This window comes from Pseudarthrobacter sp. R1, from assembly GCF_024494415.1.
Lineage (GTDB): Bacteria > Actinomycetota > Actinomycetes > Actinomycetales > Micrococcaceae > Arthrobacter.
On the sequence record NZ_JAMKFI010000001.1, the window covers coordinates 363744 to 380555 of the forward strand.

Sequence of the window (16812 nt, forward strand, 5' to 3'; positions counted from 1 at the left end):
CCCCCCGCCAGAACGGCCCCCCCGTGTGCTCACCAACCCCCACCACGCCCCGACATCCCCCTCAACCCCACACCTCCCACCCCACCCCCGAGCACCCCCCCCCCCCCCCCCCCCCCCCCCCCCCCCCGCCGCCCGCCACGGCGCGGGGGTACGCCCACGCCCCACACCCCGGGGGCGGGGCCGCCGCACCAAAAGCCCCCCCCCCGCCGTCGGACGTTCCTCAACCTCTGCAGAAAAAGTGAGGGTTACATGAGGCCCGTGGGCACCAGCAGCGCCCACGCAAGAACCGGGGCGGCCAGGACAATGGCCCCGGCGTAGAACATGAGCTGCCGGTACACGCGCTGCCTGTCCGCTTCCGGTGCATTGGCCACCACCAGCGCGCCGTCAGTGGAGAAGGGGGAAACGTCGACGACGGTCGCGGCGATGGCCAGGGCGGCTACGGTCCCGGAGGCGCTGAGGCTGCTGGTGGCAAGAAGCGGTCCGGCCAGCGGGATAAAAGCGGTGAGCAGCGCCGTGGAAGAGGCGAAGGCCGAGCCGATGCCGATCACGTAGCAGAGAACGAGGGCGATGAGCAGCGGAGCGCCGAGGGCCAGTGCCTGCTCGGCGAGCGTGTCGATGACGCCCACATGCTGGAGCAGCGACACGTAGGTGATCATGCCGGCCACCAGCAGGACCGTGGACCAGGAGATGCCGCCGATGAAGGTCTGGTGCTCCTTGATGTTGATCAGTGCCAGCAGGAGCCCGGCGGAGAGGGCGACGAAGCCGATGGGCATGTGGAAGCCCAGGGTGCACACGAGCATGGTCAGGATCAGCACCAGGGTGAGGATTTGCTGGCCGTGGGGTCGGGTGGTCTTCGAGATATCCAGGTCAACGAGCTGACCGGTTCCGCCCTCGCGCAGCCGCCCCAGCAGGGCAAAGGCAACGATGGTGAGGACGGACAGGATGAAGTTGACCGCGAAACTGGCGACGAAGAGTCCGCCCTGGGAAATGGGAAAACCGTTCTCCTCGGCGATGTTGTGCACCAGGACGCCGGCCACGGACAACGGCGAGAAACCGCCGGCGTGGGCTCCGTTGATAATGAACGCACCCATCACCACGGGGTGGATGCGGGATTCGTAGGCGAAGCCGATGGCCGCCGGTGCGAGGAGCGCGACGGCGGCGGGCGAGAAAGTGCCCAACGACGTCAGCGCGGCGGCCAGCAGGAAGAACACCCACGGCAGCACCATGGTCTTGCCCCTGACCAGGCGGACGCAGGACTGGACGATGATGTCGATGGTGCCGTTCTTCTGGGCCATGCTGAAGAAGTAGGTGACACCGATGATTGTCAGCACGATGCTGGCGGGGAAGTCCGCCAGGATCTCCCGGTCGGTCATCCCGAGCATAAAGTAGCCGACGCCGAAGGATGCCACCAGGCCCATGACGCCGATGTTCAGCGGCCATATCGTGGCAATGATGAACATCAGGACAAGGATCACGAGCGGGATGATCTGGGTGGCGGTCAAGGTCGGCTCCGAGGTCGTGGCGGCCGCCGGGGTGAAGAGGCTCCCTCCCAGCACGAGGGCGACCAGACTCAGAATCACAAAAGCGGCCACCGCAATGAGTAGGATACGGCGGCGCGGACTGCGCGGGGGAGATTGCTTCGTGGTCCCGGCTTCGGAGGCCGTGGTGCGTTGTGCTGTTTTAGTCATGGGTTCCTCAGGGGATTCAGGTGGTGGCGCCGGTTTTCGGGCGCCGGTAAACCGTGACGCCGTCGCTGCGGAGGAAGAGGACACGGCGGCTGAAACGGATGTTTGGGAAGGAGGCAGGGGGACCGCGGGGTTCCCCTGCCTCCTTCTTGTGCGTGGTCCCGTCCCGCGCCCGTCCTTCGGGGTTCCTGTTGCGATGGAATGCGGGGTTGGACACGCCTGCCGGCCGGGACCGGCAGCCACAGCGGGACCAGGACAGATCCGGTCCCGCTGGGTGGCTAGTTGAGCCGGTCCGGGCGGACTGCCAGGACCGGGCAGGTGGCGTCAAGCAAAATGCGCTGCACGGTGCTTCCCAGGATGAGTTTTCCCACCATGGAGCGGTGCCGCAGGCCGACGACGATCATGTCCGCGTTCCGGTCCTGCGCGATTTGGATCACCGCGTCTCCGGGGTCCGAGAGGATGGAGGACTCGATGGTCAGCTCCCGCCCGGCCGCCTGCAGCTGGTTTTCGATGTCCCTCATTTCTGCGGGTTCGAGGCCGTGATGGCCGCGGCCAACGTGGACGATCAGGAGGTCCGAGGTCCTTAGGACTGCTTCGGTGATGCCCTGGCTGAGGGCTTCCCGGCCCTCGGGCGAAGGGACGTAGGCAACGAGAACCGTCATGGTTTTGTTCTTTCCTGTGGTGTTTGGACGCTGCTGGAGGCGCGGATCGCCTAGACAAGCGTGTTCAGCCAGCCCTGCGGCAGATCGATGGGAAGGAGTGACGGGAGCGCGAGAAGCACAACGTACAGCGCCACTGTGTAAATCAGTGCCACTTTGAGACGCGCCCTGGCGACGATGAGCAGGAACGCCGGGATAAAGACCGTCACGGCTATCAGGTAGCCGAATGCAGCCGTGAGGGCGAGGAACCCTGTCATCCAGAGGAAGGTCTTCATCGCGAACCCGGCGTCCAGTGTCCAGCCGGCTGAAGCTGTCCTGGCGCGGAGCCGTGTCCGGATTTCCGTGAAGAGCAGGATCCCGGAGAAGACCAGCCCGCCGATGCTCACCAGCTGCGGCACAAGGCGTGCCTCCGGTGAGAATTGCGCGGAGGAGATCAGTGCAGCGGCAAAGGCGACGGCGAAGATTCCGGCGGCGGCGAGGGACCAGGTGGAGTTCTTTAGCGGGCTCTCGTCATCTTCCGGGCGCTCGTTGCGGTGGCCGTCGTCGAGGTTGGTGTTCCTGCGGGCGCGGACGAACTTGATAAAGGCCCAGAGAATGGGCAGGACCAGGATCGCGAGGAAGACCAGCACACCGGGGCGTGCCATCCAGTCCAGCCCGTTGTACAGGCTGTCCGTCAGGAAGTAGTAGCGTTCCAGCGGGATGGCCAGGACGAATCCGATCAGGAACGGTGCCCGGGGGAACCCGGTGGACTTCAGCAGCCAGCCGAAGACGCCGAGGATGATCATGACCCAGAGGTCGCCGAGCTGGCCGCCCTCCTGGAAGGACCCGAGGAGCATCACGGCAACGAGGCCTGCGGCGAGGACGGCGAAGGGAACCTTGGTGAGCTTGGCGAGCTGCTTGACGCTGAGGAAGCAGAACAGGGCGCCCAGGATCGAGGCGATCGCGAAGGACCACACGATCAGGTACATCAGGTCCAGGTGTTCGGTGATGATCGAGGGGCCCGGCTGGATGCCGTAGGTGAGCAGCATGCCCAGGAGCATCGCCGAAGGGACCCCGCCTGGGATGCCGAACAGGAGGGTGGGGATCAGGTCGCCGGCTTCCACCGAGTTGTTGGCGCTCTCCGGGCCCACGATGCCGCGGGGGTCGCCCTTACCGAACTGCCGCTTGTCCTTGGCCGTGGCCACTGCCTGGCCATAAGCCAGCCAGGTCCCCGCGGTGGCGCCGACGCCGGGCAGGACCCCGGCCCAGATGCCGATCAGAGCGCCGCGGATCACCTGGGTCCAGTGGGACAGCCATTCACGGATGCCCTTGCCCCAGCCGCCGCCGAGGGTGATGTTTTCCGTCTGGCCGCGCCGCTGGCTGGCGCGGGAGGCGATTTCGGCCAGGCCGAAGATGCCCAGGGCCACGGCCACCAGTGAGAGGCCGTCGCCCAGGAACAGGCTGCCGAAGGTGAACCGCTCCTCGGCCGTCGTTGGCGAAGTGCCCACCATGCCGAGGACAAGGCCGAGCAGGCCCGCCGAGACGCCCTTGATGATGTTGCCGCGGGAGAGGACGGCGGCGAGGGCGACGCCGAGGACCGTCAGCATAAACAGTTCCGGGCTCGCGAAGGACAGCACCAGGGGGCGGGCCAGCGGGATGGCCAGCGTCAGGCCGACGGCACCGATGATGCCTCCGGCCATGGACGACAGGAAGGCCAGTGTCAGTGCCCTGGCGGCCTGGCCCTTCTTGGCCATGGAGTAGCCGTCCAGCATTGTCACGCTGGCCGAGGCTGAACCGGGGGCGCCCAGCAGGACAGCCGAGACCGTGTCCGAGGTATGGACGACGGCGAGGGCACCGATGAGGAGCGCCAAGGCCTGGGGCGGTTCCATGCCGAAGGTGATGGGCAGCAGGATGGCGACGGCACCGGTGCCGCCGAGGCCGGGAATGAGGCCCATGATCAGGCCGGCCACGGTGCCGATCAGGAGCATAAGGAGCAGGGACGGGTCAGCGAGTGATGCCAGCGCTGCCATAGCGGAGTCAAGCATGATGGTCCTTATTCAACGTGGATGTTGTATGTGGTCTCCAGCAGTTCCTTGACGTAGGTCCTGACGGAGTTGCTGACGGTGTAGGCATCCCTTACGCGGCCAGCCATTTCTGCGTCCGCTACGAGGGGGTAGCCGCCGAGGACTTTGGCGGCCTTGGTCTGGAATTCCTTATCGGTACCGAGCTTCTCGCTTGATTCACGCAGCAGCGTGACGGCTTTCTCGGGCGTCTCCTGCGGGACCCAGAGCCCTTTTTGGTAGGTGTACGTCAGCCCTAGCAGCGTCTTGTAGGCTTCAAACTTTTCGCCGGAGGGCTTTTTGCCATGCAGTTGCTCGTAGGCTTCGGGAACGGTGGGGACGTCAGGGAAGTTTGGGTCGCGGACCACGTCCCCTGACCCGTCCAGCTGCCCGAAGGACATCAGGACAGTTGCTTTGCCTTCTTTGGCTATGCCTTCCACAGCGGAGCCGTAAGCGGAGGTGGTCTGGTAGTCCAGGTCGATTTCGCCGCGCTGGAGTGCCAGATTGACCGGGCCGCGCCCTTCGAAGCCGAAGGTGGACGTCACGTCAGCCTCCAACAGGTCGAAGGCGACCAGGGTGGTGATGTCCAGGCCGGTGGCGCTGATGCCGCCGAATTCGAGGGGCTTGTCCCTGTTGACGAGGTCGCCGATACCGTTGACGCCCGCTTCGGTGCGGGCGTAGATGACGCCTCCGGTGCCATTGACCACCACCGGTTTCAGGTCCTCGAACGAATACTTCACCGCGGAGCGGCCCAGGACCCACGGCACCACGGTAGAGGCGGTTCCCACCAGGATCTCCGTGCCGTCGGTCTTCGCCGAGCGGGCGAACTTGTTGGTGCCTGAGATTCCCTCGCCGCCGGGTTCGTTGACGGGGGCGAAGCCGGGACGGCCCGGAATGTAGTTGGTCAGCTCGGTGCCGATAAAGCGTGCCCAGGTGTCCGTGCCGCCGCCGGAGGCCAGGGGAATCAGAAATTCAAGGGTTTCACCGCTGAAGTTCCCGTCTTCGGTGCTGGACGGCGGGTTGAGGAGGCCTTCGCCCAGGACGGTGGTGGCCAGGCCGAGAACGGCAAAGGAAGCGACTGCTCCCAGCACGGTCCGGCGGCTGTGTTGCGGCGGATCAGGCAATTCGGTAGCCGCTGCTTCTTCGAAGCCCAGGGGAGGCTCCAGGGAAGACTTTTGACTCGTCATTGAGGTGTCCTTCGGTTGTGCCGTGCCGGTGTACGGGTGTCACCGGAAGCGGTGTGCGGTGGGGTGGCGCTACCAGGTGTCCGGCAGCAGGAGTTCTGCATCGGCAAGCCGGCGTGCACTGCGGAGTGCCCCGACGACGGGGGTTCCCTCCCTGGTTTCAGACCAGGTCTGGATCAGGCCAGCAGGCGTCCGCATGGTGACTCCTGAGGCCACGTCGCCGGTAATGAGGTCCGCCACGACAGTTCCCTGGTGCTGGGCGGCCATGGTCAGGGCAACACTTCCCGTGATGGCGAGGGCCGGGTGCAGCCGGCCCATCGAGAGCATCCTGACCACCACGTCGGCGTCGTCGTCCTCATCCGCTTTGGCCACCAGGGCCAGTTTGGGGATTGCGCGCTGCGCATCCGCCCGGCTTTCCGCCAGGCCCATGCGCACGGCGGCGTCCCTCCGGACATCATCAAGATGCACCAGCAGATCTGCCCGGCTGTCGATTTCCGCTGCGGTCTCGTGCCCGGTCAGGCCAACGGCTTCGGCCTCCAGGACGATCACCGGTGCGCCGGCGTCGATGAGGGTTGCGGTCACCAGGCGTCCGTCAAAGGTCACCTTGTCCACCGGGTCTCCAGTAGGGAAGAGCCGGCCCGTAGTCCTGCCGGCCGGGTCAAAAAAGCCCATTCCCACCGCAAGGCCGGGGAAGGGAACACCAGGGATCATCTGGTCTCCGGAGTCGGCAAGTACACCGGCCGGGGTGGAGACCTTCTGCAGGATGAGCTGGTTGGTGTTGGTATTCAGCGCCCGGACGGCGGTGCTGTCCTGGCCGGCGGTCACCCAGCCGCGCTGGATGGCATAGGGTGCGACGACGGCGGAACAGTTGCCGCAGTTGCTGCCCCAGTCCACGCGCTGTTCCTCGATGCCCACCTGGGCGAACGTGTAATCCACATCCGCTTCGTCCGAGATCGAGGGGGAAAGGATGACGGCCTTGCTGGTGGTGGAGGTACCGCCGCCGACGCCATCGATCTGGCGGTTGTCCGGGCTTCCGAACAGACGCAGGAGAACCTCATCCACGGACTTTCCTGGAACCTGCAGGCTGTCCCATTCGAAGACCCAGCACTTGCTGGTGCCTCCGCGCATCCACGCGGCAGGGATCTTTAACATTTGCTTCCACACCTTTCCCGGAGGCCTTATCGGGGGTTACTGGCCACCTCGGATAACCCAGTGTGATGCCGCTCGCAGATGAATTACAAACGCTAAAAACTACATGAGTATGCACTTTTACTTCAATAACTGGTGCGATTTTGACCAGAAGTCGGCGCCTGCGAGGCAAGGGGGTGAATTCAACGGGGCAGACAGCTCCGGAATGGCGCGCCCCGTGAAGCCAACGCATAGAATTGTGAGGGGGATTGAAGGAAACCTTCAGGGAGGAACGGGCTGTGCTGAACGTCAGAAGGCTGGAACTACTATTGGATGTGGTGGAGCTGGGTTCCATCACGGCCGCGGCGGATAAGCACGTCTATTCGCCGTCGGGTGTTTCGCAGCAGCTTCGGCGGCTCGAGGCGGAGGTGGGGCAGCCGCTCCTGCAGCGCACGGCCCGGGGGATGGCTCCCACCGATGCCGGGCATGTCCTCACAGCCCACACGCGCAGGATCCTCCGGCAGATGGCAGCGGCCGAAGCGGATCTGGCCGAAATTGCGGGCCTCAACCGGGGGAGCCTGACCATGGGGACTTTTCCCACTCTGGGTGGATCATTCCTCCCGTTGGTGATCAGCAGGTTCAAGGCCCAGTACCCGGCGATAAACCTGCACGTGCGCAGCAGCCGTTTCAACGACCTGATCGAGATGCTGGAAAACGGGCAGGTGGGGATGTCCCTGCTGTGGGATTACGAGTGGAACCGGATTAGCCCCGAGAACTTCGCCCTCACCACTGTCTTTGAAGACGCCACAGCCCTCATCGTGGGCAAGGACCACAGGCTTGCCCGGCGCAAGCAGGTGGACATGGCGGACCTGGCCAACGAGGAATGGATTGTCCGGGAAGAGGAACACCCCGTCGTCGAGGTGCTGCACCGCAGCGCCCAGTCCGCAGGTTTCTCGCCCCGAATCTCATTCCATGCCAACGACTACCAGGAAGCCCAGGCCATGGTCAGTGTTGGTTTGGGTGTTGCCCTGGCTCCGCGAACCGCTGTCGTGAACAAACACCCCGGTGTCAGCATTGTGTCCCTGGGCTCCAGTGCCCCCTCGCGTCGGGTGCTGTTGGCACATCGGCATGACCGGGTCCGCGCTGCCGCTGAAATTGCCTTCCAAGCCACGCTTCTTGAGGTGGCGAAGGACAGCAGCGCCGACTTTCGCTGACTGGCACCGGTGGGGGGCGGCGTAAAGCAGCCGGCCGCCGTCGTTATGTGGCTCTTCGCGGGAGTTCAGTGCGTCGATCTGCTCCTGCCATTGGAAAGGCCGACGGCGTAGCCCGCCGCTTACACGCTTCTAGTCGGCTTCCTCGAGGCCTGCCTCCTTGACAGCCGTTCCCCGTGCCGCCGCGAATCCCGGGGCGCTGGCCTCGATGTCGAACTTCACCTCTTCGGGCGAAGTCCGGTAGATGCTGAACTTATTCTCCGGGTAGTGGCCTTCTCCCGACTCGTTGTCGAAGTAGAACGTTGCTTCCTTGTTGGGGGCGATGGTCAGCCCATCAAGCTTCTGGTAGTAGGACTCGGTCTTTCCGCTCGGCGTCTCGGTCATCGTGTAGTAGACCTCCACCCCGGTGATCTCTTCGCCAGAGGAGTTTTTAAGGGTGAACTGCAGCCTGTCGCTGACCTCCTTGCCTGACGCCTTGTCCATGTTGTTCTCCACCATGGTCTCGGTGATGGCCAGGCCCGTTTTTGTGCCGGTATTGGTGATCGGGTTCTTTGTAACGGGCAGGACAGCCGGGCCGGATGCGGCACCGGAGGCGGCAGGAGATTCCGTCCGCGGGGCGTTGCCGCTGCCCTGTGACGCCTCGCAGGCTACGATGCCGGTGAGGACTGCCGCAAGGATGAATACCAGGGAAAGGAGCTTTTTCATATCAGGGGAGCTTTCTCAGTAGGGTCTCGCGGGTGGTGGTAAGGAAAGCTGCGGCCACCGTAAAGAGGGAGGTGGCCAACAGCCAGAGGCTGTTGTGGGAGGTGGCGTCCCAGACGGCGCCGAGGGGCACTTGGTTGTACTGGGTTTTGACTCCCAGGTAGGCAAAGACGGCACGCTCGTACTGCTTGGTGGTGGACGTCTGCTCCACGAAATCGCGCCCGGTTTCATAGCTGGCGAAGTGTGTGAGGAGCGCCTTCTCGTTCGTCCTGTCGATGTGCAGGCTGGTGAAGAGGCCGCCGGGGATCTGGTTGTCCGGGTCCATGGTGTCTCCTATCTGCGGGATGACCAGGACGATAACGAGCCAGAGAACGAGGGCCAGGACCAGCCCGCTGGCTGGCTGCCGGGTGAGCGAGGCAAGAGTAAGGGCCAGGAGTGACCACATGATGAAGTAGACCCAGGTGTGCGCTGCGGCGATGGCCAGGCGGAGGAAGTCCTGGCCCCCCAGCTGTGCCCGGCCGGCCAGCAGGACTGCCAGGGCGACCACGGCAAACAGAGCCACTACCACCACGAGCCAGACAACGACCGTTGCGAGGATTTTCCCTCCCGCAAAGGCGTGCCTGCCCAGCGGCCTGGTAAAGAGGAGCTGGAGTGTGTTGCTTCCTTTTTCCTTAGCCACGAGCCCGTAGCCGAGGATTACCGCGAAAAGGCTGCCAACAATTTCCAGGTATTCGATGCCTGCCCGAAGCATCTGCAGGGGGAAGAGGTTCGGCGGCGGGGTGGGGGAGCCACCTGCGGCCTTCAGGGCGTCAGCATAGGCGGTGTACTCCGCCAGTTTCACGCGGTAGTCGGCTGCCGCGACCAGCACCGAGAGGAGGATGACCGCGCTCAGGAAAACAAGGAGCATCGCAATTGCCCTGCTGCGGGAAAGGTCCTTCAGCTCCTTCCGGCAAAGGACTCCGACCTCAGCCATGGAGTTCCCTCCTCATGTGGCTCGGGCCCGCCACCAGCAGGACAAGCCAGGCGGCCACGAAGAAAACGAGAATGACCAGCAGGCCGCCTTCCGCAGTGCCCGCTGCCTGGGGATCTTCGAGGATCAGCGCCGTGGTGCTCTTGAACTGTTCGCCCAGGGACAACGGCCCCGTCAGTGCGCTGGTCAGCTCGAAAAAACCTGACTCCACGGGCGCAGTTTTGGAAACCGGGTTCAGCAGGGAGACGGGATGGGCCGCGGTGCCCAGCAGAGGCAGGATAAAGATGACGATGCTCCAGACCACGATCGGGACCAGGAGCCCGGAGGTTGCGGTCGCGCAGCGGATGCCGTTGAGCATTCCGAGCGTGACGAAGGGAATCAGGAACAGCCACGCAACCCCAAACAGGGCCAGGATGCGGGCGCCCTGGGCTGGCGTGGGAAAGGAGCCGGTGGCGACGGCAATGCAGGCAACGTTCACAAAGGCGGCAACGCCAAGGATGAACAGCAGCAGCAAGCCGGTCCCAGCCAGCTTGGCAGCAAGGTATTTGGCGGGGGGGACGTCCCGGGAAAGCACCAGGTCAATGGTCCGGGCCCGGCGGTCACGCAGGGTGGACTGGGCGCCAATGACGATGGCCAGCAGGGCGGCGATCAGGATGATGTAGATCACCGTGTTCCGGGCATAGTACAACGGTGAAATTGTTGAAAACGGGTTCGGAGCCGACGTCAGCCCCTCCCTCACGGCCTCCTGGTACACCTCCGTGACGGTGCCTTTCGCGGCGGAACCGATAAATGCCGAGACTGCGACCATGGCCATAAAAACCACCAGCAGGAACTGGGGAAGCCGTTCCCGCCTGGCTGCGACGGTCTCCTGCCTGATGGTGGCAACCCAGACGCTCATGATGGGGTTCCGGCTGCAATCGACAGGTAAATCTCCTCAAGGGAGTCCTGCCCGGGAAAGGAATTCAGGGTCGCGGCGATGGAGTCCTGGTAGATGAGCCGGCCCGCACTAAGGATGCCGATGCTCGTGCAGCTGCGCGTCACTTCCCCCAAGAGATGGGTGTTCATGAAGACTGTCATCCCCAGTTCCCGGTTGAGCCGGATGATGATGTTCCTCAGTGTGGCCACGCCCTGGGGATCCAGGCCGGACGTCGGTTCATCGAGGAACAGGACCTCCGGTTCATGCAGGATGGCCTGGGCTATGCCGGCACGCTGGCGCATGCCTTTGCTGAAGGTGCCCATGCGCTCACGGTCGTGGCCGGGGAAATCGACAATGTCCAGCACCGTGCGGATCCTGGCGGCTGGATGCTGCACACCGGAAAGCTGGGCGAAGAACATCAAATTGTCATTCAGCGTGAGGTTGTCATAGAACTGGACGTTTTCCGGAAGGTAACCGATGATCCGGCGGACCTCTGCCGGCTGCGTCCGAATGTCCCGCCCGGCTACCGATGCCGTTCCCGAGCTGGGCGGCAGCAGCGTCGTCAGGATGTTCACCGTCGTGGTTTTGCCCGCCCCGTTGTGTCCGAGCAGCCCGAAGATTTCACCCCCGGGGACGGAGAGCGTGAGCTGGTCGAGTGCTGTTTTCCCACCGTACTGCTTGACCAGGCCGGTGGTCTGAATCGCCATGTCCGTCATGAAGAGGACGGTACGCCGTGCTGGATAAGAGGAAGCTGAGAATTCACCTCCGGAATCGGGCTCTCTGCGAACCCTACAGAATGGGGTTTGTTCCTTGCCCCGGAACGGACCATCCTTAAGGCATGGATCCCGAAAGCACGGGTCCCCGCTCCCTTGCGGCGCGCTTCCGTTCCGGCAGGACACGCTGGGGCGTCCGCAAGCGTGCCACGGCCAGCGCGGTGGTGGTGGTGGCAGGCGCGCTCCTCGTCGCCGGGTCCATCCTGCTGATCCTGTTGCAGACGTATCTCAGCGCATCCACTGAGACGGCCGCCCTGCGCAAGGCCGACGACGTGATTGCCCAGATGGCGGACAATGACGTGGAAGAAGCGGCCGAATACATCATGACCACCGCTCATGCCGGACAATACGTGCAGATCCTGACGCCTGCCGGAACTGTTTTCGCGTCCTCTGATTCCGCCGGAGCTGCTCAGCCCGTGACTTCCTTGCGGCCATCAGCGGGAGAGGTCCTGACACAGAAAGTGCCCGGACTGCCCGAACTGGGCGACAGCGATGATTTCCTTGTCGTCGCCAAGGGGGTCCCGGTACGCGGGAAGACTTACACGGTGGCGGTTGCGTCCACAGTCCAGGTCCAGGCGGATACCGTCTCAACCGTCGCGTGGCTCATGCTGGGTTTGATGCCGGTGCTGCTCGTGGCTGTGGGCCTGCTGGTGTGGGAGCTGGTGGGGCGTTCCCTGCAACAGGTGCAGCGGATCCGGCGCCAAGTATCGCGTATCAACGTCCATAGGCTCAGCGGACGGGTGGACGTGCCGCCGACGGCTGATGAAATCACTGCCCTGGCCTTGACGATGAACAGCATGCTGGACAGGCTCCAGGCCTCCGAACAGGAACAGCGGCGGTTTATCTCCGACGCCAGCCACGAGCTCCGGAGTCCGCTGGCAACCCTCAGTGCTGCGGTTGAGGTGGCTTCCGCGGACCCCACCGGCGCAACATGGAACGAGTTGAAGGATGTCCTTGCCGATGAAACAGCCCGGATGCGCTATCTCGTCGAAAACCTGCTGACCCTGGCCAAATCCGACGACGGCGGGCTGCGCATCGACGTGACGGACGTCGACTTGGACCATGTGGTGCAGGATGAGATCCGCCGCCTGCGGGCCACGAGCGCGCACCGCGTCGAGGCGGACCTCCGGCCGGTGCGGATCCAGGGTGACCCGATGCGGCTTGGGCAGGTGCTGCGGAAAGGGGTGGACAACGCGGACAAGCATGCCCGCTCCCGCATTAGGATCACCCTCGACACCCGCCCCGGCGGGGCCGTCCTCGCCGTCGACAATGACGGCGACCCCGTGCCGGAAGGCGACCGTCTCCGGATCTTCGGCCGCTTCGTCCGGCTGGATGCAAGCCGGACGCGCGGAAGCGGGGGCAGCGGCCTGGGACTGGCCATCGCAGAAAGCATTATGGCGGCGCATCACGGCACCATCAGTGCGACCGAAAGCCCTGCTGGCGAGTGCCGGTTCGAGCTCGTCTTCCCGCGGACCGATCCAGACGGGCTTCCGGACGATCATCGAGGTGACCGGCTGCCGTCTCCGTTACCCAAGCTAAGTCCGTAGTGAAGCTGCGTCCGCGGTGAGGACGTAGCCCATACCCCGAACAGTGGTCAGGGTATGGAGGTTGAACGGGACGTCGATCTTCCGCCGGAGGTAGCCGATGTACACCTCCACCACGTTGTCGCCGCCTTCGAAGGCCGGATCCCACACGTTGTCCAGGATCTCCGCCTTGGACACCACCTGGTCGTGGCGCCGCATCAGGTATTGCAGCAGTCCGTATTCCCGGGCTGTCAGCACGATGGCGCGGTCGCCCCGGCAGACCGTCCGCCGGGCAGGGTCCAGGACCAGCGACCCGAGCGACAACACAGCAGGCCGTTCGGGGGCACCGCGGCGAATCAGGGCGCGGATGCGGGCCACCAGGATCAGGAAACTGAACGGCTTCGTAAGGTAGTCATCGGCCCCGAGGTCGAAGGCATCGGCCTGGTCGTATTCCCCGTCCTTCGCCGTCAGCATCAGCACCGGCGTCCAGATTCTTCGTTCCCGGATCTCCTTCAAGACTTCATAACCGTTTTTCAACGGCAGCATGACGTCCAGGAGGATGACGTCGTAGATGTTCTCCGTCGCAGCCCACAGCCCGCTCACGCCGTCATGGGTGACCTCAACAACGAACCCCTCGTTGGACAGGCCGCGGCGCACCGTTTCACCCAGCATCTGTTCATCCTCGACCATCAGCACCCGCATAGGGCCCGCCTTCTTCACCGGAGACGAAATACACGCTGCTTAAAGACTAGGACTGCACCCTGTAAAAACCTTGGGATCAGGGTTGGATTCTGCCGCAAATTGCCCCTACGTCTTGCTGTCGCAGGACAGAGCATCACACGCCCTTGACAGCCAGTCTCGGCCTGAAGGACTATCAAGGTGCCGCTGAGCTTGGCTGTCTTGGAAGCCGGCCTCCGGTCCGGCTTCTCGAAGGGGTATCGGATGCATGCAGCACTCCCTCGTCACAGATCCTTCCGCAGTGTGGCCGCAGCCGCCGCTGCCCTCCTGGCGTTCTCTGTTGCGGGCTGTACCAGCCCTCCGGAGCCGCCTGACCCGCCGTCCCCAACGGCCACTACGACGGGTCCGCCGCCGTCCCCTGGTGATGTTCGGATCGCTGCTGTCGGTGACATGAACGGTCCCAAGACAACTAAGACTGACAGCCCGTCCGGCCTGAACGGCGCGGCGATCACCCGGCTCGTGCAGAACAACGAGGTTGACGCTTTCCTGGGGCTCGGGGACTTCCAGTACGACATCGCGCAATGCGAGGACTACGTGGACTACTGGGCGCGGCTGTGGGGTGGCACGATGCCCAAGCTGTACTGGGTGTCCGCCCCGAGCCATGACTGGAGGCCTGGCCGGAACGAAGACCTCGACAACTTCATGAATGGCGAATGCCCGGGGTCTGAGGCGAAAGCTGCGATCAACCAGGAGCGTGGGTTTATCGAGAACGGGCAACCGTACTCCAAGGAGTTCGGGAACTGGCACTTCGCGTTCCTGTCCTCCGCGCAGTGGCGGTACGACAAAACGAAGGCTATGGAGACGACGAAGTGGCTGGACGATGACCTTGCTGCTGCCAAGGCGGCCGGAAAGCACCTGGCAGTGGTGTACCACGACCCGTACTTCACATCGAACACGGAAGAGCATGAGCGGGCCGCGGAGCTGAAGCCGTGGATTGACGTGATGTGGAAGCACCGGGTCCGGCTGACCCTGTCAGGGTCACAACACAACTACGAACGGTCATGTCCGGTGAACAACGAGGACGAGTGCGTCGATGACGGGATGACAGCGTTCCAGGTTTCCACGGGAGGTATCGGTCTCCGCTCCTTCGCTACCCTTCCGTCCTACATCGAAAAGCGGTTCAGCGACACCCACGGGTTCCTTCGGATGACACTGCGGGAGGACGGGTCTTTTGACTGGAACTTCGTTCCAACGTCGGGGTCGGGCACGGATTCGGGTACGCGTTCCGCACCGTGATCAAGACCCACCGCCCAGCCCCGGACGAGGCAGCGGTAACGTAGAACAGCATGGCGGCGCCGCCGTCGTCCTTTAGGTCCAGGGGCGCGGCGGCGGCAGCCTGGCCCTGGGCCTTGTCGAAGCCGCAGCCCGGACTAAAGCGTCTCCGGAACCGGGCGTCCAGGGAAGAGCGTCGAATACTGCTTCCGGTACATCCTGCGCCCGATGAGGCGGTAGGCCAGGCGGACCGGCGCGGGGATCTCTTTGAACAGTTCCTTCCGGTCTACGGGCGGATTCGTTGCCAGCACCATCCCGAGGTAGCCGACCAGGAACTTGTTGCTGACCTGCCTGCTCCCGTGCTCCGCGGCTGCCTTCATCTCCTTCTGCGTCATCACCTTGTCCACGGCGGGCATCACCTCGGTGACCTCACGCCGAAGATGCACGTCGAGGACAGCCTTCAGGTCCTCGTAGCGCTCAGCCAGTTCCTGGCCGGTCTCTGCGTCCGCCGTTTCCATCCAGCTCAGGCGGACGGGTTCGATATTCTCCAGCCGTTGTGTCACCTGGCGGTGTTGCTCGAGCATCTGGCCCACGTGAAGGGCGCACGCCGGTGCCCGTTCGGCCAGTTGCTGGTACGTTATGCGAGACCAGGACCTCTCCCCGGCAGCATCGTAGCGTTTGCCCCTATGCCGCACAATGGCACCTGGTTAGGGCGGGATTAGGTAGGGGAGTAGCCGAACTCCCCTACCCCGGCCGGTGCGGGTAGGGGCAAAATTGCGAAATGAAAAGACGTATAGTGGCTAGTTTCGCAGCGGCGATGATGTCGCTTGGTGGAATCGCACTGGCATCCCCCGGCAATGCAGCGCCTGACTCATCCCCCGACGCAGGGCAAATTATGGTCAAATTCCGTGACGATGCTGCTGCACCGGGCCTGCTTCGCCAGAAAGGCCTCCGCTCGAGCGCAACGATCGGAAGCACTGGCGCCGTCCGCGTGAAAGCGCCTCCCGGAAAAGAAGCGCAACTCATCCGGGAGTTGAGCAGCAGTCCGGACGTTGAGTACGCCGAGCCGGATGAGGTGGTTACTGCCACCACGGCCGATCCCTACTTTGAACGCCAGTACGCTCTTCATAACGTTGGGCAGTCGTTCACGGATTCCGCCAACACGCTGACCGTGCCGGCGGGCACCAGGGACGCCGACGTGGACGCTGTGGCAGCGTGGAACATCACCAGGGGAAGCGGCACCAAGGTGGCCATCATCGATTCAGGTGTGGCGATAGACCACGAGGACATCTCGCAAAAGGTGGTTGCGCGGGCCAACTTCAGCAGCACGATCATTGATGAACCCGCCGACTACGACAGGTACGGCCACGGCACCCACGTCGCCGGGATCGTTGCCGCTGAACACAACTCCGCCGGCGTCGCCGGGGTGTGCCCTGACTGCAGCATCCTGGATGTCAAAGTGCTCGACGACACCGGGGCCGGTTCCAGCTCAGCCGTTGCCGAGGGCATTGACTGGGCAGTGGCAAACGGTGCCAAGGTAATCAACATGAGCCTGGGGCAGTCCGTTCCGTCACGCACCCTCGAAACCGCGATCCAGAACGCATGGGACAAGGGCGTGGTCCTCGTGGCCGCAGCGGGAAATGCCGGTACCCAGGCCCAGATCTATCCGGCCGCCTATCCCAAGGTCATGGCCGTGGCGGCAACCGACAATAATGATCTGAAAGCACCCTTCTCAACCTACGGAACGTGGGTGGATGTGGCGGCGCCGGGTGTCGACGTCTATTCAACGTTCCCCAACCATCCGTTTGTGCTGGGCATCCAGAGCGGCAGCCAGACCGGTTATGACCTTGCCAGTGGAACGTCCATGGCTTCACCGATTGTTGCCGGTGTTGCTGCGCTTGTCTGGAGCTCCCATCCCCGCACCACCAACGCGTCAGTCCGCGAAGCTATCGAATCCACGGCCGAGCCGATCGAAGGCACCGGCACTTACTGGGAGCACGGCCGCGTGGACGCAGACGACGCGGTCAGCGAGCGGTGAGCTGGAAGGGCGCTCCGAGACCGCTGTAGCCGAA

Annotated in this window: 15 protein-coding genes; 4 read left to right on the top strand and 11 right to left on the bottom strand. The window is 64.0% G+C overall.

The window, feature by feature from the left end; genetic code table 11:
• Positions 1-245 precede the first annotated feature (245 nt).
• From M8J71_RS01565 to M8J71_RS01585, 5 genes are all read right to left on the bottom strand, one after another.
• Complete coding sequence (locus M8J71_RS01565) at positions 246-1688, bottom strand: SLC13 family permease (protein WP_256246258.1); 1443 nt, start codon at positions 1686-1688, stop codon at positions 246-248.
• 275 nt (positions 1689-1963) lie between these two features.
• Positions 1964-2347 (bottom strand): universal stress protein, encoded by a 384-nt coding sequence (locus M8J71_RS01570; RefSeq protein ID WP_256246259.1) that lies wholly within the window; start codon positions 2345-2347, stop codon positions 1964-1966.
• A 50-nt stretch (positions 2348-2397) separates the two neighbouring features.
• Positions 2398-4368, bottom strand: a complete 1971-nt coding sequence (locus M8J71_RS01575) for a tripartite tricarboxylate transporter permease (RefSeq protein ID WP_256246260.1) — start codon at positions 4366-4368, stop codon at positions 2398-2400.
• 8 nt (positions 4369-4376) lie between these two features.
• Complete coding sequence (locus M8J71_RS01580) at positions 4377-5570, bottom strand: hypothetical protein (RefSeq protein ID WP_256246261.1); 1194 nt, start codon at positions 5568-5570, stop codon at positions 4377-4379.
• 69 nt (positions 5571-5639) lie between these two features.
• Positions 5640-6719 (bottom strand): PrpF domain-containing protein, encoded by a 1080-nt coding sequence (locus tag M8J71_RS01585; RefSeq protein ID WP_256246262.1) that lies wholly within the window; start codon positions 6717-6719, stop codon positions 5640-5642.
• A gap of 275 nt (positions 6720-6994) precedes the next feature.
• Between M8J71_RS01585 and M8J71_RS01590 the strand changes: the two genes are divergently transcribed.
• Positions 6995-7909 carry a LysR family transcriptional regulator gene (locus M8J71_RS01590; RefSeq protein ID WP_256246264.1) on the top strand — a complete coding sequence of 305 codons (915 nt, stop codon included), beginning with the start codon at positions 6995-6997 and terminating at the stop codon, positions 7907-7909.
• Positions 7910-8038: 129 nt separating this feature from the next.
• On the opposite strand, the gene M8J71_RS01595 is transcribed toward M8J71_RS01590, so the two are convergent.
• The 4 genes from M8J71_RS01595 to M8J71_RS01610 are packed head-to-tail and all read right to left on the bottom strand — an operon-like array spanning position 8039 to position 11210.
• On the bottom strand, positions 8039-8611 hold the full coding sequence (locus tag M8J71_RS01595; RefSeq protein ID WP_256246265.1) for a hypothetical protein: 573 nt from the start codon (positions 8609-8611) through the stop codon (positions 8039-8041).
• 1 nt (position 8612) lies between these two features.
• Entirely contained in the window at positions 8613-9581 is a 969-nt protein-coding gene (locus M8J71_RS01600; RefSeq protein WP_256246266.1) for an ABC transporter permease, read from the bottom strand.
• A complete protein-coding gene (locus M8J71_RS01605) occupies positions 9574-10476 on the bottom strand; it encodes an ABC transporter permease (RefSeq protein ID WP_256246268.1) in 903 nt (300 codons plus the stop codon). The genes M8J71_RS01600 and M8J71_RS01605 overlap by 8 nt, the downstream gene beginning before the upstream one ends.
• The gene (locus tag M8J71_RS01610; RefSeq protein WP_256246269.1) at positions 10473-11210 is read right to left on the bottom strand and encodes an ABC transporter ATP-binding protein; all 738 of its coding nucleotides are present in this window, start codon (positions 11208-11210) and stop codon (positions 10473-10475) included. Before M8J71_RS01610 ends, M8J71_RS01605 begins: the two co-directional genes overlap by 4 nt.
• A 122-nt stretch (positions 11211-11332) precedes the next feature.
• Here M8J71_RS01610 and M8J71_RS01615 point away from each other — a divergent pair, with 122 nt between their 5' ends.
• Positions 11333-12814 (top strand): sensor histidine kinase, encoded by a 1482-nt coding sequence (locus tag M8J71_RS01615; protein WP_256246270.1) that lies wholly within the window; start codon positions 11333-11335, stop codon positions 12812-12814.
• On the opposite strand, the gene M8J71_RS01620 is transcribed toward M8J71_RS01615, so the two are convergent.
• Positions 12803-13492 (bottom strand): response regulator transcription factor, encoded by a 690-nt coding sequence (locus M8J71_RS01620; protein WP_256246271.1) that lies wholly within the window; start codon positions 13490-13492, stop codon positions 12803-12805. The genes M8J71_RS01615 and M8J71_RS01620 overlap by 12 nt on opposite strands.
• A 426-nt stretch (positions 13493-13918) precedes the next feature.
• On the opposite strand from M8J71_RS01620, the gene M8J71_RS01625 reads away from it, so the two are divergent.
• Positions 13919-14764: a hypothetical protein gene (locus tag M8J71_RS01625; RefSeq protein ID WP_256246272.1), complete on the top strand. Its 846-nt coding sequence runs from the start codon at positions 13919-13921 to the stop codon at positions 14762-14764.
• Between the two features lie 134 nt (positions 14765-14898).
• Here M8J71_RS01625 and M8J71_RS01630 read toward each other — a convergent pair whose 3' ends face one another.
• The gene (locus M8J71_RS01630; RefSeq protein WP_256246273.1) at positions 14899-15324 is read right to left on the bottom strand and encodes a DUF3375 family protein; all 426 of its coding nucleotides are present in this window, start codon (positions 15322-15324) and stop codon (positions 14899-14901) included.
• 212 nt (positions 15325-15536) lie between these two features.
• On the opposite strand from M8J71_RS01630, the gene M8J71_RS01635 reads away from it, so the two are divergent.
• Positions 15537-16778 (top strand): S8 family serine peptidase, encoded by a 1242-nt coding sequence (locus M8J71_RS01635; protein WP_308292938.1) that lies wholly within the window; start codon positions 15537-15539, stop codon positions 16776-16778.
• Positions 16779-16812 lie beyond the last annotated feature (34 nt).